The 23,189-nt window shown below is 61.6% G+C and carries 21 protein-coding genes, 2 pseudogenes and 1 riboswitch; of the genes and pseudogenes, 12 read left to right on the forward strand and 11 right to left on the reverse strand.

Features of this window, described 5'->3' with window-relative positions; all coding sequences use genetic code 11:
• Window position 1 precedes the first annotated feature (1 nt).
• Complete coding sequence (locus VIL88_RS01060; protein WP_331985034.1) at window positions 2-1,570, forward strand: alpha-amylase family glycosyl hydrolase; 1,569 nt, start codon at window positions 2-4, stop codon at window positions 1,568-1,570.
• 58 nt (window positions 1,571-1,628) lie between these two features.
• On the opposite strand, the gene VIL88_RS01065 is transcribed toward VIL88_RS01060, so the two are convergent.
• Window positions 1,629-2,123: a DUF4142 domain-containing protein gene (locus VIL88_RS01065; RefSeq protein ID WP_331985036.1), complete on the reverse strand. Its 495-nt coding sequence runs from the start codon at window positions 2,121-2,123 to the stop codon at window positions 1,629-1,631.
• A 637-nt stretch (window positions 2,124-2,760) separates the two neighbouring features.
• Between VIL88_RS01065 and VIL88_RS01070 the strand changes: the two genes are divergently transcribed.
• From VIL88_RS01070 to VIL88_RS01090, 5 genes and pseudogenes are all read left to right on the forward strand, one after another.
• Window positions 2,761-3,927, forward strand: coding sequence for an ROK family transcriptional regulator (locus VIL88_RS01070; protein ID WP_331985038.1), 1,167 nt, complete (start codon window positions 2,761-2,763; stop codon window positions 3,925-3,927).
• A complete protein-coding gene (locus VIL88_RS01075; RefSeq protein ID WP_331985040.1) occupies window positions 3,924-4,700 on the forward strand; it encodes an ATP-binding cassette domain-containing protein in 777 nt (258 codons plus the stop codon). Before VIL88_RS01070 ends, VIL88_RS01075 begins: the two co-directional genes overlap by 4 nt.
• 23 nt (window positions 4,701-4,723) lie before the next feature.
• Window positions 4,724-5,763 (forward strand): annotated as a pseudogene (locus tag VIL88_RS01080) (sugar ABC transporter substrate-binding protein).
• A gap of 66 nt (window positions 5,764-5,829) precedes the next feature.
• Window positions 5,830-6,825: an ABC transporter permease gene (locus tag VIL88_RS01085; RefSeq protein WP_331985042.1), complete on the forward strand. Its 996-nt coding sequence runs from the start codon at window positions 5,830-5,832 to the stop codon at window positions 6,823-6,825.
• Window positions 6,822-7,598, forward strand: coding sequence for an SDR family NAD(P)-dependent oxidoreductase (locus VIL88_RS01090; RefSeq protein WP_331985044.1), 777 nt, complete (start codon window positions 6,822-6,824; stop codon window positions 7,596-7,598). The genes VIL88_RS01085 and VIL88_RS01090 overlap by 4 nt, the downstream gene beginning before the upstream one ends.
• Window positions 7,599-7,791: 193 nt before the next feature.
• On the opposite strand, the gene VIL88_RS01095 is transcribed toward VIL88_RS01090, so the two are convergent.
• From VIL88_RS01095 to VIL88_RS01120, 6 genes are all read right to left on the reverse strand, one after another.
• Window positions 7,792-9,207 (reverse strand): PepSY domain-containing protein, encoded by a 1,416-nt coding sequence (locus VIL88_RS01095; protein ID WP_331985046.1) that lies wholly within the window; start codon window positions 9,205-9,207, stop codon window positions 7,792-7,794.
• Window positions 9,208-9,271: 64 nt separating this feature from the next.
• Window positions 9,272-9,625: a hypothetical protein gene (locus VIL88_RS01100; protein WP_331985048.1), complete on the reverse strand. Its 354-nt coding sequence runs from the start codon at window positions 9,623-9,625 to the stop codon at window positions 9,272-9,274.
• Between the two features lie 91 nt (window positions 9,626-9,716).
• Window positions 9,717-10,778: a FecCD family ABC transporter permease gene (locus VIL88_RS01105; RefSeq protein ID WP_414650097.1), complete on the reverse strand. Its 1,062-nt coding sequence runs from the start codon at window positions 10,776-10,778 to the stop codon at window positions 9,717-9,719.
• 36 nt (window positions 10,779-10,814) lie between these two features.
• Window positions 10,815-11,744: an ABC transporter substrate-binding protein gene (locus VIL88_RS01110; RefSeq protein ID WP_331985050.1), complete on the reverse strand. Its 930-nt coding sequence runs from the start codon at window positions 11,742-11,744 to the stop codon at window positions 10,815-10,817.
• 15 nt (window positions 11,745-11,759) lie between these two features.
• On the reverse strand, window positions 11,760-12,590 hold the full coding sequence (locus VIL88_RS01115; RefSeq protein WP_414650098.1) for an ABC transporter ATP-binding protein: 831 nt from the start codon (window positions 12,588-12,590) through the stop codon (window positions 11,760-11,762).
• Between the two features lie 100 nt (window positions 12,591-12,690).
• A riboswitch (cobalamin riboswitch) is annotated at window positions 12,691-12,905 on the reverse strand.
• Between the two features lie 272 nt (window positions 12,906-13,177).
• Window positions 13,178-14,125, reverse strand: coding sequence for an AraC family transcriptional regulator (locus VIL88_RS01120; protein WP_331985054.1), 948 nt, complete (start codon window positions 14,123-14,125; stop codon window positions 13,178-13,180).
• Between the two features lie 97 nt (window positions 14,126-14,222).
• On the opposite strand from VIL88_RS01120, the gene VIL88_RS01125 reads away from it, so the two are divergent.
• Window positions 14,223-14,981: an SDR family NAD(P)-dependent oxidoreductase gene (locus VIL88_RS01125; RefSeq protein WP_331985056.1), complete on the forward strand. Its 759-nt coding sequence runs from the start codon at window positions 14,223-14,225 to the stop codon at window positions 14,979-14,981.
• Window positions 14,982-15,084: 103 nt separating this feature from the next.
• Window positions 15,085-15,340: pseudogene (locus tag VIL88_RS01130) on the forward strand (SDR family oxidoreductase); the annotation flags it as partial.
• Between the two features lie 35 nt (window positions 15,341-15,375).
• Here VIL88_RS01130 and VIL88_RS01135 read toward each other — a convergent pair.
• The gene (locus VIL88_RS01135; protein ID WP_331985058.1) at window positions 15,376-16,485 is read right to left on the reverse strand and encodes an aldo/keto reductase; all 1,110 of its coding nucleotides are present in this window, start codon (window positions 16,483-16,485) and stop codon (window positions 15,376-15,378) included.
• Window positions 16,486-16,580: 95 nt separating this feature from the next.
• Between VIL88_RS01135 and VIL88_RS01140 the strand changes: the two genes are divergently transcribed.
• Together VIL88_RS01140 and VIL88_RS01145 are read left to right on the forward strand one after the other, a co-directional pair.
• Window positions 16,581-17,471 (forward strand): LysR family transcriptional regulator, encoded by an 891-nt coding sequence (locus VIL88_RS01140; RefSeq protein WP_331985060.1) that lies wholly within the window; start codon window positions 16,581-16,583, stop codon window positions 17,469-17,471.
• Window positions 17,472-17,721: 250 nt separating this feature from the next.
• Window positions 17,722-17,994: a hypothetical protein gene (locus VIL88_RS01145; protein WP_331985062.1), complete on the forward strand. Its 273-nt coding sequence runs from the start codon at window positions 17,722-17,724 to the stop codon at window positions 17,992-17,994.
• A gap of 590 nt (window positions 17,995-18,584) precedes the next feature.
• Here VIL88_RS01145 and VIL88_RS01150 read toward each other — a convergent pair.
• From VIL88_RS01150 to VIL88_RS01160, 3 genes are read right to left on the reverse strand one after another with little or no spacing between them, the layout of a single operon-like run.
• On the reverse strand, window positions 18,585-19,886 hold the full coding sequence (locus VIL88_RS01150; protein WP_331985064.1) for a TRAP transporter large permease: 1,302 nt from the start codon (window positions 19,884-19,886) through the stop codon (window positions 18,585-18,587).
• A gap of 18 nt (window positions 19,887-19,904) precedes the next feature.
• Complete coding sequence (locus VIL88_RS01155) at window positions 19,905-20,417, reverse strand: TRAP transporter small permease (RefSeq protein ID WP_331985066.1); 513 nt, start codon at window positions 20,415-20,417, stop codon at window positions 19,905-19,907.
• A gap of 3 nt (window positions 20,418-20,420) precedes the next feature.
• Window positions 20,421-21,413 carry a sialic acid TRAP transporter substrate-binding protein SiaP gene (locus VIL88_RS01160; protein WP_331985068.1) on the reverse strand — a complete coding sequence of 331 codons (993 nt, stop codon included), beginning with the start codon at window positions 21,411-21,413 and terminating at the stop codon, window positions 20,421-20,423.
• A 163-nt stretch (window positions 21,414-21,576) separates the two neighbouring features.
• Here VIL88_RS01160 and VIL88_RS01165 point away from each other — a divergent pair, with 163 nt between their 5' ends.
• Both VIL88_RS01165 and VIL88_RS01170 read left to right on the forward strand, forming a co-directional pair.
• Window positions 21,577-22,476: a dihydrodipicolinate synthase family protein gene (locus tag VIL88_RS01165; protein WP_331985070.1), complete on the forward strand. Its 900-nt coding sequence runs from the start codon at window positions 21,577-21,579 to the stop codon at window positions 22,474-22,476.
• Window positions 22,477-22,504: 28 nt separating this feature from the next.
• On the forward strand, window positions 22,505-23,185 hold the full coding sequence (locus tag VIL88_RS01170; RefSeq protein WP_331985072.1) for a GntR family transcriptional regulator: 681 nt from the start codon (window positions 22,505-22,507) through the stop codon (window positions 23,183-23,185).
• Window positions 23,186-23,189: the final 4 nt, after the last annotated feature.

Below are 23,189 nucleotides of genomic sequence, written 5' to 3' on the forward strand. Positions count from 1 at the left end.
CATGAGGCCTTGGTGGCAGGACGCGGTTGGCTACGCCATTTTCCCACTCTCTTTCCAGGACAGCGACGGCGACGGGTGGGGCGACATCAACGGCATCACCAGCCGGCTGGACTACATGCAATGGCTCGGCATCGACCTGATCTGGCTGGGACCGCTGTATCGTTCGCCGCTGATCGACGCCGGCTACGACATCGCCGATTTCGAGGCCATCGATCCCCGCTTCGGCACGCTCGCGGATTTCGATCGCATGCTGGCCGAAATCCATCATCGCGGCATGCGGCTGGTGATGGACTTCGTCCCCAACCATACGTCCGATCAGCACGAATGGTTCAAGCAGAGCCGCTCTTCTCGAACCGATCCCAAGCGCGACTGGTACATCTGGCGCGACGGCAAGTCAGATGGCCAGCCGCCCAGCAACTGGATCGACAACACCAAGCAGCCTGCCTGGACCTGGGACGAGGCTACCGGCCAGTGGTACTACCACCTGTTCCTCCCCTCCCAGCCTGACCTCAACCTGCGCAATCCTGATGTGATCGACGCCATCGAGCGCGGCATGGCCTTCTGGCTCGATCGCGGCATCGACGGCTTCCGGCTGGACTCCGCCATGAACCTTTTCGAGGACGAGTTCCTGCGCGACGAACCCATGGATGACGATCTGGATTCCGAGCCGCCCGGCTGGATGGACCACGTCTTCAGCTCCGACCGGCCAGAGACCCACCGCCTCATCGCCCGCTTCCGCCGCCTGCTCGACCGCTATGGCGACAAGGTCTTCATCGGTGAGGTTCAGGCGCCATTGGCCCGCTTCATGCGCTATTATGGCCAGACCGAGCCCATGCTCCACCTACCCTTCAACACCCAGGTAATGAAGACCAAGCCTTGGAAGGCACGCAAGGTCGACGCCTCCATCGAGCAGTTCATGCAGCTGCTGCCCGAGCATGGCTGGCCCAACTGGGTTATCGGCAGCCACGACGTGCCGCGCCTTGCGAGCCGGCTCGGACCGGCTCAGGCGCGCGTCGCCTCCTTCCTGCTGCTGACGCTGCCCGGCACGCCTTTCATCTACTATGGCGACGAACTGGGGCTTGAACGCAGCAAGTTCTCGCCCGAGCAGGCGGTTGATCCCTATGAGCCCTTTGGCCTCGGCCGCGATGCCGAGCGCGGCCCCATGCCCTGGAGCAATGAAGCAAACGGCGGCTTCACCACCGGCAAGCCGTGGCTGCCACTTGGCGAAAACTGGAAGAGCTGCAATGTCGAGACCGCGCGGGAGGACCAGCGATCCATGCTGCACCTGCACCGTCAGTTGATCGCACTGCGTCAGGACCATCCTGCTTTGCGCGGCAAGGGCTATGAGCCCGCCTGGGGTAATGACGAACTGCTTGCCTTCTACCGCACGGGTGACGGCAAACGCTATTTGGTGGCCGCCAACCTCAGCATGACGCCACAATCCATGCCGCTCGAGGGCGACGGCAAGATCCTCGTTTCGACCGCGCTGTCACGCAGCGAAAACGTGCAGGGTCATGTCAGCCTCGAACCCAACGAGGCCGTGCTGATCCAGCTTGCTTCGGAGTCCTGATGAAAAAGAAAAGCCCCATCCAGGAGGACGGGGCTTCGCAATTTGAGACGCGGAGGTCCTAGGCGCCGAGCGAGGCCCGGATCGACTGCAGCATGACGAGGTGCGTCTGGATGCCAGTCACACCGACCATCGAGGCACCGCGCGCCATCGGGTCTTCACCGTTCTTGGCATACTGCTGGTGAATGGCAAGGAGTTCCTCGTGTCCCGCGATTTGGCCTTCGATATACATCATGTCGAACTCGGCGCCTTCGGCTGCTTCAAGCTCGGCCAGCTTGGCCGCGTGTTCTTCGCTGAGGCCCGCAGCGCCTGGCTCCGAACCGAACGCCATGGCAACGGCGGCCTGTTCGGCGATCTCGAGCTTTGCGAAGGTTTTCACCGAAGCGTTGCTGGCCTTGCTGGAGGCCAGCTGGCTGGTCGCAGTCGCGAAGTCACCTCCCATGAGAGCAGGAAGCTTGGCCTGGTCGACCTGGCCCGACTGGGCCTGCGCCAAGGAGGCAAACGGAAGGACGGCCAGCGTTGCAGCCGAACCGGCAATAAGGGAGCGTCTGTGCATGATATTTCCTCTGGGGGGATCGCAGATGCCTCGTTAACCAACGAGAGTCACGCACGTTCCTGCTCCTCGAATGATGCAACCTGTGTTGCATCGCCAGCCGCGGACGCTGAGGTCAAACCGGCCGGGACTGGTCGGAGTTCTAGCGCGCTCCAGAGCGGCAGCAGATGAACCGGAAGGAACTCCTGCTGCCGCTTTCAACAGGCCTCTGCCTCACTTGCTGCTAGGCTAATGCCGGACCTCTTGCAGGTCATGACAACCAAGTTGGTCCAGCACCGTCTGCAGTGCCTCCGGATAGCTGTACATCGCCATCGCCAAGCGCACTGATCCCATTACCGCTCCCGCACATGAAGCAGCGATCCCGTTCTTTCGGCATGCTGCAAATCGATCGCAAGTGTCGAGTAAGCTCGCGAGCGGACGATCGGAAATGCGCTTCACTCAGGCCCATTCTGCAGATCTGCATAGCCCAAAGCAGACTCGCCTAGCTCGTCGACGGCCATTTGAACATTGCCCTTTGCTCTCAAGTAAGTGCCTGCAGAGTTGACTGATAAGTAGTCGCTATTCCCAAGATACAATTTTGAATTCCATTTGACATAATAAATGGGCGGTGCAAACCTGCTGATGTGTTGGGAGGCACAGCATGGTCTTGCGGGGGACAAATCAGGAGCTGGCGCGCCCTTATAATCGGCGCATCGTTCTCGAGTGCATCCGCAGTTTTGGACCACAGACGCGTGGGGATATCGCTCAGCGCGTTGGGCTTACCGTGCAGACCGTTTCCACCATTGTCCGGGAGCTGGAAGAGCAGGAATACCTGATCTCAATTCGGGGCGCGCCAAAGGGACGCGGGCTGCCGGCGACCACGCTTCATCTCAATCCCGATGGCGGCTACGCCATCGGGCTATCCGTCACGCCACTCGGAGTCCATGCCGCTCTGATGAACCTGGCAGGTGACATACTGGGCAGCGCAGAGCGAGCCTGTCCGCATCCCAGTCCTCACCAGGCGTTCGAACTGATCGAAGAATTGGTGGCCGAAGTCCGCGTATTGCGTCCCGAAGGCCGGCTTCTCGGCGTCGGCTTTGCCATGCCCGGCCCGTTCGACGTCCAAGCCATGAGCTTTGTCGGTCCGACCACGCTCGATGGCTGGGCGGGAGTGCCGATCCGGGCACGGCTCGAGGAAGTGACTAGGCTGCCTGCCTTTATCGCTGTCGATACAGTTGCTGCGGCCTTGGGCGTGCGGCTTTATGGCGAAGGGGCCTCGATCTCCCAGTTTTACTACCTCCACCTTGGTGTAGGCCTTGGCGGCACCATGATGCAGGACGGCGTGCCCTTGCGTGGCGCTTGGGGGAATGCCGGCGAGATCGGACACATCCCCGCGGTTTCGGGTGGTTTGCCCTGCCCTTGCGGCAGCGCGGGATGCCTTGAGCGATACCTGTCCCTCGATGCGTTCCGCAATCGGGCCGCTGGTCAAAGCCAGGCGGATTGGATCGAGGAGATCACCCCGATCTTTCACAGCGCCATCCGCACTATCGAAAACCTTTTCGATCCGCAGACGATCGTGCTGGGCGGGATCGCTCCCGACGACCTGATTGCGGGGCTGACCGCCACCACTGACCAGCTGCCAACTTCGATCTCCAGCCGCTACGACCGCACGACGCCACGCGTCATTGCCGCATTGGGCCACCTCTCCGTGCTGCGGGGCGCTGCGGCATTGGCCGTATCAAGCGTGCTCTCGCCGCGTCAGGAGCCCTCCTCTTCACCCGGTCGCGTCCGCAAGCGCGATCCATTCTCGAACGGAATGGCCGCATGACCGAAGAACTGCTTGCTCTCGACAACATCACCAAGAGCTATGGCGCCGTACAGGCCTTGCGCGGTGTGTCCTTCTCGATCGCCAGGGGCGAAGTGATTGCGCTGCTTGGCGACAATGGCGCCGGCAAGTCGACACTGGTCAAGATCATTTCCGGCGGGCTTGAAGCCAGCTCGGGCAGCATGCGGTTCGAGGGGCGCGACTTCCGGCCAAGATCACCTTCGGAGGCCAAGGCTGCGGGCATTGAGACGGTCTACCAGGACCTTTCGCTCTGCACCAATGTCGACGTCGTCGCCAATTTTTTCATGGGCCGCGAGCTGACCCGCTCGGTCATGGGCATCAAGGTGCTCGATGAAGCGCGGATGGAGGAGCAGGTCGCCAAGGCCCTCGCCAGCGCTGGCACGCGTATTCCATCGCTGCGCACCAAGGTCGAGCATCTCTCCGGCGGGCAGCGCCAGGCGATCGAACTCAACCGCTTCGTCCATTGGGGCGGCAAGCTGGTGCTGCTCGACGAACCTTTTGCTGCGCTCGGCGTGGAGCAGACCAAGCGTGGGCTCGAGATGATCCGCATGGTCGCCGCGCAGGGCATTGGCGTCGTCATCATCACCCATATCATGCAGCAGGCCTTCCAGGTGGCGGACAGGATGGTGGTGATCCGCCAGGGTATTGTCGCAGGTGATGTGCCCACCAGAAAGACGAACGCGGACGCAGTGATCGGCATGATCACCGGCGAAACCCTTGCCGGTGCCGGACCGGTCACGGGCGCGGGGGAGTAGCGATCCGGCAAAGGGAGCGACGAATGAAGCAGTTGTTGAAATACGGCGTGGTTCTTCTGGCCGGCTCGGCCGCCTTGCTGCACCCCGCCTATGCCCAGGAGAAGGGCACCGTCTATTACATGGTCCCACCTTGCTCGACGAGTTCCAGACCGGCTCGGTCAGCGCGCTCGAAATGTTTCTTGAGCAGGTCGGCTACGACCTGACCACCCTTAATGCCGACAACAAGACCGACCTGCAGCAATCGCAGATGAATGACGTCATCGCGCTCGCGCCCAAGGCGATCATTCTGGCTGCGGTAGATTTCAACGCGCTCGCTCCCTCGGTGGACGCGGCGCGGGCTGCCGGCATCCCGGTGATCGAGTTCGATCGCCAGATCTCCTCGACTGTCTCCGACTTTACCTCCGTCGCCGGCACGATCGAAATCGGTCATGTCGCGGCCGCGGAGGTCGAGCGCCTGCTGACCGAGAAGAACGGCTCGGTCAAGGGCAAGGTCCTGCAGGTGCTGGGCGATCCAGGCGACCCCTACACCCTCGATATCCAGAAGGGCTTCGAGCAAAAGATGGCGGCATTCCCGGAGGTCACCATCATCAGCCAGCCTGCCATGATGTGGGAAGCCAGCAATGCCGGCACCATCGTATCGGACCAGCTGCTTGCTAATCCTGATATCGACATCGTCTTCAGTCACGCCGCGCATCTGTCCGTGGCAGCCGTGGCTTCGCTCGAAGCTGCCGGCAAGCAGCCGGGTGATGTCTATGTCATGAGCTCAAACGGCGCGCCGGTAGCCCTCCAGATGATCCGTGACGGATGGATGCAGGTGGAAGTGGAGCAACCGCTTTATGCCCAGGCCGCCGCAGTCGCCATGTTCATGGACAAGATCGTCGCCAAGGAAGAAATCGCGCCCGGCGAGTACGACGTGCTTGGACTGCCCTCGGTGGTGACCAACGAAGCATGGGGTCCGACCATCAAGATCCCCGGTGCCGCCATTACCCCGGACAATGTCGACGACCCCTCCTTCTGGGGCAATCTCAAGCCGCCGGCTGCACCGGTGACGCCGGTCGATTAGTGCCAGCGCCGCTCCTCCCGCGAGGCGGGAGGAGCTTCCCGCATCCATCATTGCCGAGAGACCGAGATGCAGCCCAATCAACGCCGCAGCCTTGAATTCGCGCTCGATAACCTCGTCTGGTTCATGCTGCTCGCGGTTCTCGTCGTCTTTTCGCTGACCGTTCCGAACTATTTTCAACTCGGCATCTTCGCGAACATCATCGAGCAATCCTCGGTGCTCGGCGTCATGTCGATCGGCCTCGCTCTGGTGATCATTGCCGGACACATGGACCTTTCGGTCGAGTCGGTCGCCGCGTTCAGCGCCATGGCGACCGGCATCCTTTTCGCCTCCTCCGGCATCGGTATGGGCATCACATTGACGCCCGGCTGGCTTGTGGTTCCAGTCTCGATTTTGGTCGGGTTGGGGGTCGGTGCTGCTATCGGCGCGCTAAACGGCTTTCTGGTCATCAAGATCAAGATGAACGCCTTCATCGTGACCCTCTCGAGCTTCATCTGGGTGCGTGGCCTGGTTGTCGCCAGCTCAGGCGGCCGCTCGGCGCAGAACCTGGCCGACGAGTTGCGCTTTCTCGCCATTCAGCGCGTCCTCGGCATTCCTCTTACCGCCTACATTGCCATCGTCTGCTTCGTCGGCTTCTCCTTCATGATGGCCAAGACCCGTTTCGGTCGCCACCTGCTGATGATTGGGGGCAATGAGAACGCCGCTTTTCGCGCCGGCATAAAGGTCGACAAGGTTCTGATGATTGCCTTCATCCTGTCGGGCGCAATTGCCGCGCTGGCCGGCTGGCTGCTCGCGATTCGTACCTCGGGCGCCACCGCGAACCTTGGCGCCGGCATGTTGTTCAATGCCTTTGCAGCCGTGGTCATCGGCGGCGTCAGCCTAAAGGGTGGGCTGGGGGCCCTGCCCGGCGTTTATGCCGGCGTGCTGCTGCTGTCCTCGATCAACACCGCCATCAACCTCATGGGCCTGCCGGCGCACTATACCCAGGTCATCCATGGCCTTCTGGTGCTTGCTGCCGTTTTGCTCGATACCCTCAAGCAGACCATCAGAAAGAAATTGGCATGACCGGACGTCTCGCGGGCAAGACCGCAATCATCGTCGGCGCCTCGCGCGGTATCGGCAAGGGCACTGCCATCCGCTTCATCGAGGAAGGCGCCAATGTCGTCCTGGCCGATTGGGAGCCCGAAGCGGGTCAGGCCACCGCAGACGAGATCGGCGCGACTTTCATCCCCACCGACATTTCAAGGTACGCCGATGCAGAAGCGGCAGTTGATCTGGCGGTATCCAGGTTCGGCCAGCTCGACATCATCGTACAAAATGCCGGGATCTATCCATGGCAACTCATCGAGGACACGTCGTCCGACGATTGGGACCGGGTCATGGGCGTCAATCTGCGGGGCAGTTTCCACGCCGCCAAGGCTGCCTTCAAGGTGATGAAGACGCAGCGCACGGGCCGCATTCTTTTCACCTCATCGATTACCGGTCCCTATGTCACCAGCCCCGGCCATGGTCATTATGGCGCGACCAAAGCCGGCATCAACGGCTTCATTCGCTCGGCGGCACTGGAATTTTCGAGCTTCGGCATCACCGTCAACGGCGTCGAGCCGGGCAACATCATGACGGAAGGCATTCAGGAGGGGCGTGGCGATGCCCACATCGCCTCGATGCTCGCAGCCATTCCGCTCGGGCGCCTTGGCTCAGTCCGGGACGTCGCCAACGCTTTCCTGTTTCTTGCCTCCGATGAAGCAAGCTACATTACCGGCACCACCATTGTGGTGGATGGCGGGCAATTGCTGCCCGAAGGCAACGACTTCCGCCTTACCCCGAGCGGTATCTAGGTTCTGTGCCACCAACAACCATGTCGTCGCCAATGCCGATCCTGGATCCTGGCGTCGACATTGCACCTCACACTTCACGTCGGCTCCGCGCCCGGCGGCGCATCGTACCGCACTGGCGCAAGCGCAAACGGCATCGTTTGCTCGACCTACACGAGTTGGGGTGGCCGACTGCCTGTGACCACCCCAGCCTCGATCAGGCAGCGCCCGCTTCCTTGAAGCGCCGTGGCAGAAGAAAATCCACAACGGCGAACACAATCACAGCAGCGCCGGTAAGCGGGAACGCCACGCAAACCGCAAGGGCAATGACGATCACGCCCCACGGTGCCCGGTACTGCCTCGGGTAAAGCGGTGCCGCGACCTTGCCCTTCGGACGACGCCACCACCACATCGCCACACCGGAAATGACCATGAGAATGATCGCCAGGCAGAACAGCACGTTAAGGACGATGTTCCACCAGCCGAGGTTGCCCTGGTGCAGCGCGATGCCGGCGGCCATGGCCTTGCCGCCAAGGCCATAGTCGGCGAACGCTATATCAGCGATCACTTGGCCCGAGTACTGGTCGATGTGGACAGTGCGATCACCAAACGGGTTGGCGCTGTCGCCGCTATTGCTGTCACTGGAAATGGTGAACACGCCCCTCTCGTCTGCGGGTAGGTTGACGCGGAATTGACCTTGGAAGCCAAGTAGGCGAGCTGTTGCGGCGACGCTGTCAAGGTCGACGCCGCTGCTAGGTGCCCTTTCCATCCCGCCCATATCGTGTAGCCCCGTGGCGCTGTGGTCGTGGGGCTCGGACGCTGGCAACGGGGTCTGCTCCAGCGTCCAAGGGACATCGTGCTCGTCGCCCTGGTTCATCGCGGCGTGAGTTCGGTCCGAGAGCGGCGCCTGCATCTTCTCCGCTGGGAACGTATTCCATGCCTGCACGATCTGGGTGCCCCAGACGCCCGTCCAGGCCAGCCCAGTGAAGAGAAAGAACAGCAGGACGACGCCGAAGTAGAAACCGGTGCTCATGTGCAGGTCACGCCAGAAGGCACGGCCTCTGCCCAGGCGTGGAAGCAAGGCCTGGGCCCAGGTCCTGGGTCCACGCGGCCACCACATGTAAAGCCCCGTCAGCAGCAGCACGATGCCCAGGCCAGCAGCGACCTCAAGCACGCGGTCACCGAAGTCGCCGAGTAGCAACGTCCCGTGGATCTTGGACGCCCAGTTGAAGAGAACGCTGTCCTGGCGGTAGTCGGCAACGACCGAGGCGTCGTTCGGATCGACCGCGACGATGTGCGGCCCATCGTCCGCTGAGACCATGAACTTGTTGCCAAGGTCAGGTTCCGGCGCCTGGACGAACATCGTGACTAGGCCACCCGGAATAGCTCCGGCAGCGGCAGCGGCCTGCTCCGTAATCGGCACCGGCGATGTGGAAGACGCCACTGGGTGGCGTGGCCCGAGCATGGTCTCGACGGAGTTGCCGTAGAGCATGATCATGCCGGTGCAGGCGAGAAGAATGAAGAAGGGAACGACGACGAGGCCAGCATAGAAGTGCCAGCGCCAGACGGCGCGATAGAGACGAGAGCTGGCGCGGCTGTCCGGCCGGGCGCCCTCCATTGAAGAGGTGGTCATGATGGATCCTGAGCGTTCACGCGCCGTTGCGGCGTGTGAAGGAAATAGAACGGGGTGAGAAGGCTCAGGCGTGTAGCGGCGGCCCGCGGCTGCGATGGGCGGTCGCGTGTCCATCGGCCTGGTTCGAAACGTCTATCGGCGAAAAGCGGACCGGAAGCGCCTCCCGATCAACCGGAACACTGTCGCATGGCCGCGGCGGCAAGACCGCGTCACCGCCGATCCGGCATGCATGGCATGGCGCAGGTGCCGACCGATCGTCAGGGCCGCTGTCACCGCAGAAGATCACCGTGGCATTGGTGAAGGCGAAACCCTCAGAGGCAACGGCTGGCGCGGCATAGTGAGCGAGGTTGAACAGGATCAGCGCCAGCACAAGGAGTGCGCGCGTCAACTCTTCAAGATATGGACGAACTCTATCCATGGGTCACCTTCCACTCCCCATAACCGGAGAAAGAGGCCTTCGCCACATGGATTTGACATAACCGAGCCGCGCCGACATCCCTTGTGGCTCATCAGGCCAAGCGGCCATTGCGCCGCATCAGGAGAATGAAAAACGCTCCCCCTACCAGGCCCGTGATCACACCCAGCGGCATGTCCTGCGGAGGGATGATGATCCGCGCCGCCATATCGGCCACAACCAGAAAGATGGCGCCCACCAGCGCCGATAACGGCAATACGCGGCGGTAGTCGCCACCGACCACCATGCGCACCAGATGGGGGATCATCAAGCCGACAAAGGAGATGATGCCGGAAAAGGCGACGGCAGCGCCGGTCAGGAGCGCACATACAATAAAGACGACCAGTCGGAACCGCGCTGCCGGAATGCCGAGCGTCGTTGCCGATTCATCGCCCAAGGTCATGGCGTTGAGGTTGCGGGCGTTCAGCAGGAGAAAGGCGCCGCCGGTTAGGAGTGCGACGGCTGGGTAGGGCAATTGCGCCCATTGCGAAAGGCCTAGCCCGCCCAGCATCCAGAAGATCACCGTGTGTGCCGCCCGCGGGTCACCCAAGAAGATGCCGAGGCTGCCAAGCGAGGTCACCACGAAGGACACGGCCACACCGGTCAGCACGAGACGGCTGGCATTGGTGGCGTGGGCAAAGTTGGCCACACCGACCACGACGGCCGTCGTCAGCAAGGCGCCGCCGAAGGCGAAAAGTGGAACGGTGATGAGCCCGAGAAACATGCCGGTGTGGAGGAGGACAATGATCGCGCCCAGTGCGGCACCGGACGAGATGCCAAGCAGGTGCGGATCGGCCAAGGGGTTCCGGGTGACCGACTGCAGCGCCGCTCCGACAATCGACAACGTCGCGCCGACAATGGCTCCAAGGATGACGCGGGGCAGCCGGACTTCCCAGACGATGTTGTCGCGACCCGCAGACCATGTCACCTCGACGCTGTCCGGCGCCAGATGGCTGACAACGACACTCCAGACAACATCGAGCGGAATGCTGACCGCCCCTACGCTGACCCCCAGCATCATGACGGCGAACAGAACAACAACCAGCCCGCAGGACACCAGCGGGAGGTTGTGCAGGATAGCGTGGCGCGGACCGGCGACGAGGTGTTTATGGTTCATCTGGGAGATGGGCTGTGGGGTACCAGCCCCTTTTGGTTATTGCGGGTGAAACGCGGCCGCGAGGCGCTTGATGGCCTCGATATTGCGCGGTCCGGGTGTGGCCTCGACATATTCGAGCACCACGAAGCGATCATTCATCACCGCTGGTATGTCGTTGAATGCGGGATTGGACTTCATGAAGTCTATTTTCTGTTCCGCGGAAACGTCTCCATAGTTGACGATGACTACCACGTCGGGATTGCGCTCGATTACGGGCTCCCAGCCGACCTCAATCCAGCTCGATTCCACGTCGTCCATGATGTTGGTTCCACCCGCGGCCTCGATCAGTGCCGTCGGAATGGCATAGCGCCCTGCCGTGAACGGCTTGTCTTCGCCCGAGTCATAAACAAAGACCTTGGGCGTTCCCGCTGTCGCAAGGGTGGCGGTGAAGTCGGCAAGCTCCTGCCTGTACCCGGCGACAAGCTCGTCAGCTTTCTCTTGGACGCCAAAAATTTTGCCCAGATTGATGAGGTCGACATACATGTCGTCCATGGAGGCCTTGGGCTTGGCCATGATGTGGATGCAGCTTTCCGTAAGTTCATAGGTGGCGATGTCAAATGCGCCCAGCGTCTCGGGCGTGACTTCGCCACCCACTCTCATGCCGTAATTCCAGCCGGCGAAGTAGAAGTCGGCGTCGGCTCCCAGCAGCACTTCCTTGGTCGGGTAGTCGGGAGACAACTCGGGCAGTTCGGCAACCCCCTCCCGCAGCCGCTCATCCAGCGTCTTCCAGTCCGATACGCCGGTATAGCCCACCATATGGTCCTGCAGGCCCAGTGCCAGCATCATCTCGGTGAGATTGACGTCGTTGGACACGGCCCGCATCGGCGCAGCTTCGAAGGTTACGTCGCGATTGCAGCTCTTGACGGTCACCGGGAAGTCCGACGCCATGGCGGCGGTGGACGCTAGGGTTGCCGCAAGGGTAAGCATGGATAGCGGGTGCAATTATTGATCTCTGTGCTTGGCGTTGAGGTCGAGATGAAAGGAAAAGCGTGGCCGTCTGGTCACGGGGTGGCTGTCGATGGTGCTCTCGACAGCGAAAGTCTGGCGAATGGTCTGCGGTGTCAGCACATCGAGCGGTGTTCCCAGTTGAACCTGGTGCCCCCTCTCGAGCACCAGCACGCGGTCAGCGTGAGCGGAGGCCAGTGCCAGATCGTGTAGCGACACAACAACAGTGGTCCGCAGGCGTGAGAGCAGTTCGAGCACTTCGAGCTGGTGCCGGATATCGAGGTGATTGGTGGGCTCGTCCAGGATCAGCAAGTCGGGCTGCTGCACCAGCGCGCGAGCGATCATCACCCGCTGCTTCTCGCCGCCCGATAAAGTGGCAAAGTCGCGCGATGCAAACGGCAAGAGGTTCATCAGAGCCAGAGCTTGCTCGACAGGCTGATCAGAGTCGATCCGCTGCCAGCGGCCCATGTGCGGGGTTAGACCAAGCTCGACGATTTCGGCAACCGTCAGGCCAAAATCGGAGGCGGGCTCCTGCAGCACCGTAGCAACGCGGCGCGCACAGTCTCGCGGCTTCATCTGCCAGATGTCGCGGTCATCAAGCCTGACGGTGCCGGTGAGGGGTCGGTGATAGCGGTAAAGGCAGCGCAGGAGCGATGACTTGCCCGCCCCGTTGGGCCCAACGATCGCCAGTATCTCGCCAGGTTCGACGGTGAAGGTGGCCGGGTACAGCACAAGATGGTCGGCGTGCGGGCCCCAGGCCACGCCATCGACGGACAATGCCGCAGGTCGCCCCGCTTCAAGCCAAGGATGAGAAAGGTCCAACAGCACATTCCGCGCATGGGCGAGATGTGCGGCGAACCGGACTGACCGCGAGCTACAATATGAACTGCAAGCGCCATCTTCGTTCCCCTCGGCACACCCCGGCCGGGTTTCGTTGATGTCGGCGGCAGGTCTCCTGGCTCGCGGGTCGATGCGCTTCCATGCCTTCCCAACCCGAAGGTCAGTGGCGTTAGAGGAAGAACTCGCCGCTTACAGTTGCGGGGGCAGCCACGGTTTTGCGTCCTGATGGATACGTCGCACCGTGTTCCCTTTTAATCCCCATTGGCTCGTGGCCGCCGAGGAACCTACGACAAGCCCCATAGGGAAGTCAGGAACGTTCATTTGTCAACGGCCGCTCTTGCGTGTTTGCTTCAGGCGCTCAAGTGCCCGACAGGGCGCTTCTGCCGATCAGCAGCATCGCGCCGCCTTTAGGTCGTTCAGGCGATCATCACGACTCCCAACGAGCGAACCTCTCAGCCGCCAGGGTCGGCGGGCGCTAGGAGGGTCGCACAGAGGCACCTCTTGGGTTGTAGTTGCGCAAGAAGCAGGAGCCGCTCAAATGCTCTGACGTCTGAAGCTATGGCGAAGCGATCTGGTCAGGCGATGGCGCCTTCGAAGTGTTCCGCCGACGTTGGCGCCACACTGCTCATTCCCTCCCGCGCGAAACGAGTCGGCGAAATGCCGACGTCGCGAGTGAAGGCGACGCTGAAGGCGCTGGTGGAGCGGTACCCAACATGGCGGGCGACCTCGCCGACGCTGATGTCGCCCTTGCGGAGCAGATTCTTGGCAATGGCGAGGCGCCACGCCGTCAGGTATTCCATCGGCGTCATGCCCACGGCGCTGTGGAAGCGCTCATGAAAGCCGGAGCGAGACAGGGCCGCCTCGCGCGCCAACTGCGCCACAGTCCAGTCGCGACCAGGACTTGCGTGGATGCCGCGGATCGCGACGGCGAGCCGATCGTCCGACAGCCCCCGCAGGAGACCTGGCATTGCGCCGAGTTCGGCGGACGAGCGGAGGGCCTCGATCAGCAGCACTTCGAGAAGGTGCTGCAGCACGACCTCCCGCCCTGGCTTGCTGCTCATGGCCTCTTCACCGAGAAGCTGCATCAGCATGGCCAGGCGATACTCGCCGCGCACCACCACCACCTCCGGCAGCAACGATGACAAGAGCGTCGCGTCTTCCGACTGGAAGATGCAGTAACCCACAAGCGCACGCATATCGATCGGACCATCGACACTGCCGACCCGATACCCGCCGCCCGGCAGGACCACAGGCTCGACCACCATATCGCGTGGGGTACTTGGTGCTTCGCTCACCATCACAAAATCTTCGGCGGAGGGAATGAGGATGAAATCCCCGCCACGAACGACGACTTCATCGCCCCTGCGGCCGAGATAGCGCAGGCTGCCCTTCAACACGGCGACATAATAGGGATTCGGCGACTGGGTGCGCCGCACCTGCCATGGCCCCGAGCCCGTGACGCATTTGAAGAACGGCGCACCGGGCTGGAGGAGGCCGACAATCTGCGTGAGGGGATCTGCCAATCTGGACAATCTCGAAACAAGCTTGGACGAATGAATATAGAACGTCCAGCAAGGCGTGACCATCTCCTGCTCGGCCAATCAAGAACAGGACCACGCCATGACTGAGACCAAACGCATTGCCCTTGTGACCGGCGCCAACCAGGGGATCGGATTGCAGATCGCGACCGACCTTGTCGCCAATGGGCTGACCGTGCTGCTCGCTTCGCGCAATTTCGAACGCGGCCAGGCAGCGGCGGCAACCATTGCCGGCGACGTCCACCCTATCCAGCTCGATGTTACCGATCCCGCCTCCATCCAGGCGGCAGCAAGTCAGGTCGAGCAGCAGTTCGGGCGACTGGACATCCTCATCAACAACGCCGCCATCTCCCGCGCAAACGGCGAGCCTAGCGAAACCATGGAGGCTTATATCAAGCGCTCGCGAGCAACTCTGATCTCTGTCGATGAAGTTCGTACTATCTGGGAGACCAATGTTTTTGGCGTTCTCAGCGTCACCCAGGCATTCGTGCCGCTGCTGCGCAAGTCTGCCGCCGGCCGCATCGTCAACGTCTCCAGCGGCCTGGGGTCGCTGACGTTTAACGCCCAGCCCAATCCTTACAGGGCAACGTTCAACCCGGGCTATGCCGCTTCAAAAACCGCGCTCAATGCCATTACCATGGCGTTCGCCATTGACCTTGAGGCGGAAGGCATCAAGGTCAATGCCGTAACTCCGGGCTATACCAGCACCGCACTCAACAATTTCGAAGGCACCGAGACAGTGCAGCAGGGCGCGGCGGAAGCCGTGCGCGTTGCGCTCCTCGGCAGCGAGGGGCCAACGGGCACTTTTACCGGCTCTGTCGACCAGGCCTATCCCTGGTAACCTGCTGCTGCTCGCCGGCACACCCCGGCGGAACCTCAGGCCATCTCGGCGGCGAGCCGCGCCGCCGAGGCATCGCGCATCGGGGGCATGCCGAACATGCGCCGTCTACTTGGCCAAGGAACTAGCTAGCCGCGGCATCGCCGCCAATGTTGTCGCACCGGGCGCCATCGCAACGGACTTCCTCGGGGGTGCCGTACGTGACACCCCCCGATCTCAACAAGATCTTCGCCGGCATGATTGCCCTAGGCCGTGTTGGCGTGCCCGATGACATCGGCCCGATGATCGCGAGCCTGCTCGGCGAAGACAATCGCTGGACCACGGCGGAACGCATCGAAGTGTCCGGCGGGCAGGCGATCTGATTGGTAAAGCGGGGAGCCATAGCTCCGCGCTTGTTTTAATGGGGCAGTGCACTCCAAGGCGTGACCCCGTTGCCGCCAAACAGCCCGGCACGCGGCAGCTTGAAAATGAAGTACGGGCTTGCAAGCGGCATGGACGTCACGCTTTCGAGCCGCTGCAGTTGATCGTCCGAAAGTGCCGTCTCGAGTGAAGCGATATTTTGCGCCAGCTGGTCCGGACGGCTGGCGCCGATCAGCACGGAAGATACGCCAGGTCGAGCCGCTACCCATGCGAGGCTGACCTGAGCCATCGACTTTCCCGTCTCGGCCGCAAGCCCGCGCACAGTGTCAACGATATCGAAGTTGCGCTCGGTAAAGAGCATGCCACCAAACGGATTGTCGCCATTGAGCCGACCATCGCTGCCATCTTTCCCAGCGTCGCTGGCGTTGTCGGGCATGGCCGGCGCCCGGTTGGCGCGCGACAGCATGTCTCGTCCGTATTTTCCGGTGAGCAATCCACCGCCCAGGGGACTCCAGGGCACAAGTCCTAGTCCGAACTCGGCGCCGGCCGGTAGGACATCGAGTTCGACGCCCCGGTCGATCAGCGAGTATGAGTACTGCAGGCCGATCGGCTTGGGCAGGCCATGCGCGGCGGCCAAAGTTGCGACCTTGGCCACGTACCAGGCGGGCGTATTGGAGAAGCCGTAATGGAGGATCTTACCCGCATTGACCGCGTCGCTGAGGGTGCCGAGCACTTCCTCAGCCGGGGTGGTGCGGTCCCAAACATGCATCCAGTAGAGGTCGATATAGTCGGTCTGCAGGCGGCGCAGCGATCCCTCGATGCCGGCGCGAATGTTCTTCTTGCCATTCCCACCGGCAAGAGCGGTCCCCTGCTGACGAGAGAAGCCCGACTTGGTTGCAATAACAAGCCGGTCACGCAGCCTGGCTTGCGCAACGAAACGGCCGAGCATCTCTTCGCTTTGGCCTCCCGAATAAATATCGGCCGTGTCGACGAAATTGCCGCCGGCGGCGACATAGGTGTCGAATATGGCGCGGGACGTATTTTCATCGGCACCCCAACGGCCGGCGCCGAACGTCATGGCGCCAAGCGTAAGTGGGCTGACAACGAGCCCGGAATTCCCGAGCGTGCGATATTGCGTAAGCGTCATGATGGATCTCCTGTTGCGGTGCGGGAGAAATAGAGCCGCTACTCAGGAGAGATTAGTCGTTGCTGATCGTATGAGCTTGTGAGCAGACTGCAACAATGAACCGCATGCCGCTCAACGATCTCGCCTTGTTCGCTGCTATCGTTCGGGAGGGCAGCTTTACCCGCGCCGCCTCGGTGCTCGGCATGTCGACTTCCGCCCTGAGCCACGCGATGCGAGGTTTGGAAAAGCGCCTCGGTGTGCGATTGCTCTCAAGAACCACCCGCAGCGTGTCGCCAACGCCGGCGGGCGAACACCTGCTTATCTCCTTGCAGCCCGCCCTTTCAGCCATTGACGAAGGATTGTCAGGCCTCAGTGAATGGCGCGACAGCCCGTCCGGTCTGGTGCGCATCACGACCATCGCCTGGGTGTCACAGAACGTTCTCGAACCCAGGCTTCCCGCGTTTTTGTTGGCGCACCCGGACGTGCGGGTCGAGGTCAATATCGAAGATGCGCTGGTCGACATCGTAGCTCAGGGCTTCGATGCGGGCATCCGTTTCGGCGAAACGGTGGAGAAGGACATGGTTGCCGTCCGTGTGGGTCCCGACCTGCGCACCATAGTGGTGGCCACACCCGACTATTTCAGCCGCAATCCGCCGCCGGTTTCTCCATACGATCTCGAGCGCCACGCCTGCATTAACTATCGGCTCGCCACCTCTGGTGGCATGCTGCCCTGGGAGTTTCGACACGAGGGCAAGGATATCAGGATCAGACCCTCCGGTCCGCTGATCGTCAATGACGGTGGCTTGGCCGCAGCGGCCGTGCGGGCGGGAGCCGGTCTGGGCTATATCATGGAGCAGGATGTCGCTGAAGATCTTGCCGCTGGACGGCTGATTCAGGTGTTGGATGATTGGTGCCCAACCTTTCCGGGCTGCTACCTCTATCACTCAAGCCGACGACAAAGCCCTCCGGCGCTGCGTGCCTTGATAGAGGCGCTGAGATGGCGCTGATGAACTGGTGAAACGTGCCAGGAGCGAGCGGGTCCATTGCCAATTAGCAGGGACCTGCGAGCGTCCACTAGGGTGTGCACTGCCAGACAAGTGCCGCGTAGCAACCTGGGCCATTCCGAGCCACGCTATCGCTGCATCAACTGGAGGGTCTTGTCGGCAGGATCACCGGCACCAAGAACGAGACAGGCAGTCGGCAACAAGCTTGGGCGTTTGATCGTTTGTCTGCAAACCAAGCGACAGGAATTCAACTATGACCGACGATTCCAATCTGACGCCGGGCGGCGAAATGAACGATGCTTCAACGATAGTTGACTGTCCCGTGTCCGGTGAGCAGGCAACCGAGCACCCCACCACCGGCGACTATCGCGAGTATGACTGCCCTACCTGCGGGAGATTTCGGATCAGCCGAACTGTTCTGGCTCTCGCACCAGATAATCCAGAAACGTTAAAGGCAGCATTGGAAACCGCCAAGCGGGCGGCGCCAGGTGAGATACCATTCATCAGCAACATTGTGTCGGGCTGAACGGAAAAGTCCGCCGCTTGCAGTCAACTTGGGAGGCCCACCCTGGAAACGTTTCAAAATGTTGCCGTTACGTCGGAGGATGTGTGGGGGAGCTTTACCTGGGCCATTCGTCCAGTCTGCACCTGTGGACGCCTGGCCGATGCCGTCGAGCAAAAGCTGATCTTTGTCAGCACGACACTGGTCGCAGAAGGTGAGAAGGCAAGCAACCTGTTCTACATGCTCCCAGTCAGTGGCGACGGGTTCTTTGCTCTCCACGAAGGGGTTGCGATTTCCTGCTGCCCGTGGTGCGGCGACAAGATCAACGGCAGGCGCCGCAATATTCAAATCTAAAGCCAGCTTGGTCTCGCCCCAGCGGCCACGAGCCAGGTGTCATGGTATGTCGGAGAACTGTTGTGACGTGCTTCAACGAAGCCGCCGTGGTCAAGGATGAAGGAACAGCCCATGTGGGGCGAGAGGCCACGGTATGACTCCGTTCCTGACAATGGACGGCCGGCGGGCGCTGATTACCGGAGGCACATAAGGAGCGGGCGCCTCCCCTGGACGACGCAAGGTCGTCTGATCAGCGAAGACACGGGGCGAACGCCGGCGGGCTACTGCATCGCTCCGGCCTGCCGGGGCAGCCACAGGACGATATCGGGCACATAGGTGATCAGGAACAGCGTGGCGATCAGCAGCAACAGGTGCGGCCAGAGCTCCTTGATCATGGCACTGATGGGAATGCCGTTCACCGCCTTGATGACAAAGAGCAGCATGCCCATCGGCGGCGTGATCAGGCCGATCATCATGTTGAGCACCAGCACGACGCCCAGATGGACAAGGTCGATACCCAGCGCAAGGGCAGTCGGGATAAACAACGGCACGATGACGAGCTGGATGGTCGAGACATCCAGGAAGCAGCCCAGGATCAGGAAGAGGACGTTGAGCAACAGCAGGAACAGCCAGGCTTCCATTTGATAGTAGGCGAAGAACTCGTAGACCATCTGCGGAATGCGCTCGACGGCAATCACGTAGTTGAACACGAAGGCGCCGCAAAGGACGATCGACACGACGGCGGTGGTTTTGACCGTCGCATAAACGACCGCAAAGAAGCTCCGTGGACCTAGGGTGCGATAGGCAAAGAGCGCCAGGAGCAGGGCATAGAAGGCCGAAACCGCGGCCGCTTCAGTGGGCGTGAAGACCCCGCTATATATGCCGCCAAGCAGGATCACCGGCATCATCAGCGCCGGAAAGGCGCGCAGGAAGATCATCGGAAACTGGCGGAATGGAATGGCATCCTCGACCGGGAACCCGCGGCGCTTCGCGGTGATATAGGCGGCCACCATCTGGAAGCCGACAATAAGAAGCGCGGGTACTACGCCGCCCAGAAACAACGCCCCGATCGAAGCGGAGGAAACCAGCGCGTAGTAGACCATGGGAATGGAGGGCGGGAAAATCGGGCCCACCACGGCAGTCGCGGCAGTTAGCGCGCCGGCATAGCCGGGTGGATAGCGGTTTTCGCGCATCATCATGTCGTTGACCACCTTGCCCACGCCGGCGGCATCGGAAATGGCTGAGCCGCTCATTCCCGAAAAGATAAGACTGGTAAGGATATTCACCTGCGCCATGCCGCCCGGACTGCGGCCCACAAGCGCCAGGCAGAACTTGAGCAGCCGGTCCGATATCTTGCCGGCGTCCATGATGTTGGCGGCAAAAATGAAAAGCGGCACGGCCACGGCGGCGAAATTGCCGAAAATGCCGTTGAGCACCATTTCGGCTCCGAGGCCAACGTCGCGGCCCGAGATGAAAAGGTAAAGAACGCTCGAGGCGATCATGGCAACGCCCATGGGCAGGCCGGCTATTGTGGTCACCACAAGGACCACGAGCATGATGGGAAGAGCGTATTCAGCCAGCATAATAAACCTCTCCTGGCGCTAGATCTGCTTGCCCCAATCGGGCGTGAACAGGCGCCAGAGCCGCCAGGCGGCCTGGATGGTGAAGTTGACCACGAACAACAGGTAGCAGCCGTAGATCCAGGTCATGGAAAAGCGCAGCACCGGGCTGCGCTTGCGCAACAGGAACTCGAGATAGTCCCAAGTCGCCGGGATCAGCAGCACGAAGCAGCCGATCAGCACGATCATCGAAAAGATCGCCATGGCGCGCTTTACCTGCGGCGACACAAGCTCATAGACCACGTCGAAGCTGACATGTTCGCGCAGGTTGACCATGAAGCCGGCCGCCCAGAACACGGTCCACACGAAGGCGATCATCGTCACTTCTTCGGTCCACAGGATCGGCCGGTTGATCACATAGCGGAAGAAGATCTGGACGATGAAGCCCAGGAAAGCGGTGGTGAACAGCAGGACGCCGACAAGGTCGGCGCCCCCTTTGAGCAACCGCAACCATGCGGGCATCCGCCGGACGGACGCGGAATACTCGTCAGTCATGGTCTACTCGGCAGCCATGGCGTTGATCTTCTCAACCCAGCCTTCCGGCCAGGACGCAGCCCGGTCGGAATTGAGGTAATAGTCCTGCACATGGGTGCGGAACGCCTCGACGTCAGGGGTCGTCACTTCGAGCCCTTGCTCCTTGAAGAACGACACCAGGCGCTCTTCCTCGGCGACGCGTTTTTCGTTGTTCCAGTCACAGGAAGCGACAGCAGCCTCGGTCATCGCGGCCTTTTCGTCATCGCTCAACTGTTCCCAGGTCTGGTTGTTGACGGCAACGTTGATGCCATCGACGAGGTGACTGGTCAGCACGATCTGCTCGGTGACCTCATAGAACTTGGCGGCCTCGACCGATGGCAGCGGATTGTCCTGCCCGTCGATCGTGCCCGCCTGAAGGCCAAGATAGACCTCGCCGAACGGCAGTGGCGTCGGATTGGCGCCAAGCGCCTGGCCCAGGAACAGCCAGGCGTCGGACGAGGGCATGCGCAGCTTGACGCCAGCCAGGTCTTCGGGCGTCTGCACATCGCGGGCGGTGCGCAGGTTGATCTGGCGCGTGCCCAGATAGCAGGTATCGAGCAGCTGGATGCCCATGTCGTCCGACACGCGCTGCTTGAACTCGGCGCCCAGATCGCTGATCATGAAGGCGCGGTAGTGCTCGGGGCTCTGGAACAGGTAACCGGCGGTGAGCAGGCCATATTCAGGAATGTTGTCGGCAATGAGCTGGAACGAAACATAGGTCATTTCCGCATTGCCGCGCTGCAGCGCGTCGAGGTCCGCACCCTGGGCGAAAAGCGAGCCTGAGTCATAGAGCTGGATGTCGAAGCGGCCGGGGGCCAGCTCTTCGAGCTTTTCGGCGAACACCTTCATGGCCTGCGTATGCAGATCGGTCGGCACGCTTGGCACGGTATATTTCAGTTCCAGCTTGTCCTGGGCCTGCGCGGCGAGCGTCAAGGCCAGGGTGGAAACGGCGGCGGATGCGACTGCCTTAAGATTCATGATGTCCCTCCTCCAAGGGTAAGAGCGAGCGCAAAGCGCGCCGTTTGGCTGTTCGTCCTCACGCAATGCTCCGCACCTTGCAATAAGTTACCACTCATGTAAACAGTGATGTGAGAATTGATTGCGTCACTGATTGTATCAGTTGACGGTTGAGGAGATATCTGTGTCCACAGCCCCGCTGAAAGGCGTCATCGCCGCTTCGATCACGCCACTCGCCAAAGACTTTTCCGTCGATATCGAACGCCTTGCCGCCCACAGTCAGCGCCTGCTCGACAATGGCTGCGCCTTTGTGTCGACCTTCGGCACCACCGGCGAAGGGGCATCCCTTTCCACGGCGGAAAAGGTGGCGGCGCTTGCCGCTATGCACGCCGCGGGCGTCGACATGGGGCGCCAGGTCCCTGGGGTCATGACGCCGACGCTGGATGATGCGGCCAGAATGCTGGTGGGCATTGCCGAGGCCGGCTGCCGTGCCGCTCTCGTGCTGCCGCCATTCTATTACGGCACATCGGAAGCCGGCATTGCCGCCTGGTACGATGCACTGATCGAACGCACCCAATCGGCGACGCAGATCGACATCCTGCTCTACAACATCCCCCAGATGAGCCGCATCCGCTTCACCAAGCCGCTTGTCGAAGCCATCACCGCGCGCCATGGCTCGCGTATCGTGGGCATCAAGGACTCCACCGGCGAGGTCGACAACGGCGTGATGCTGGCAACCAGCTTCCCCGAACTCGCCGTCTTTACCGGCGACGACCGCGTCTTGCCCACACTTCTGGCCAATGGCGGTGCCGGAATGATTGGCGGCATGCCCAATATCTTTGCCCGCGATCTGCGCGCCCTCTACGACGATCGCACCAATCAAGACCTTCTGAGCAAGCAGACCGACCGTATCCTGGCGGTTGACCGCCACGGCTCCCTGGTCGCCCTCAAGGCGGCCTTGGCCAACTATCTCGGCGACGAGAATTATGCCCGCGTCCTGCCGCCGCTCAAGTCCTTGGACGCTGAAGGCCGCGGCAAGCTGCTGGAAAGCTTTGCCCGAACCGGATTTGATGCGGCCGCGTGAGTCGAACACGACCACGGGGGGAGTTGCCATGACCGTTGATGCCGCGACAGATGCTGCAGAGCCCGAGCTCCGTTCGGTCAAGCAAGCGGCCTATGAGCGGTTTCGGCAGGCACTGTTTGACGGCCGGCTGAGACCCGGTCAGTTCGTCTCGCAACGCGAATTGGTCGCTATGCTGGGCCTCTCGATCGGCGCCCTGCGTGAGCTGCTGCCGCGTCTTCAGTTCGAAGGCCTGCTCAACGTGATGCCGCAGCGTGGTATCCAGATCACCCAGATCGACCTGCCGATGATCCGGCAAGCCTTTCAGATGCGCATGGCCTTCGAGCGCGAAGCCGTCATCACCGCCGTGCGCAAGCTCGATGATGCTCTGCTCGATCAGCAGGAAAGCCTGCATCGCGAGATCCTCGAGGAAGTCCGCCATAAGCCGTCTTCCGAGCTGTTCGAACGTGGCCAGCAGATCGATGACGGCTTCCACAACCTGCTTGTTGCCAACACGCGCAACGAACTCCTGGTTCAGGCCTATGCCGTCAACGCCATCCGCATCCGCCTGATCAAGCTCGACCGGATAACCCTTTCCGCCAGCGTGCTGCCCTCCGCCTTCGGCGATCACCTTGCCATCATTGCCGCCATCCGCAGCCGCGATGCCCATGCCGCGGTCGATGCGATGGACCGACACATGATGAATGCGCGCGAGCGGGCGCTCGAACTTTAGACCT

It is taken from the genome of Devosia sp. (assembly GCF_036563435.1).
GTDB lineage: Bacteria > Pseudomonadota > Alphaproteobacteria > Rhizobiales > Devosiaceae > Devosia.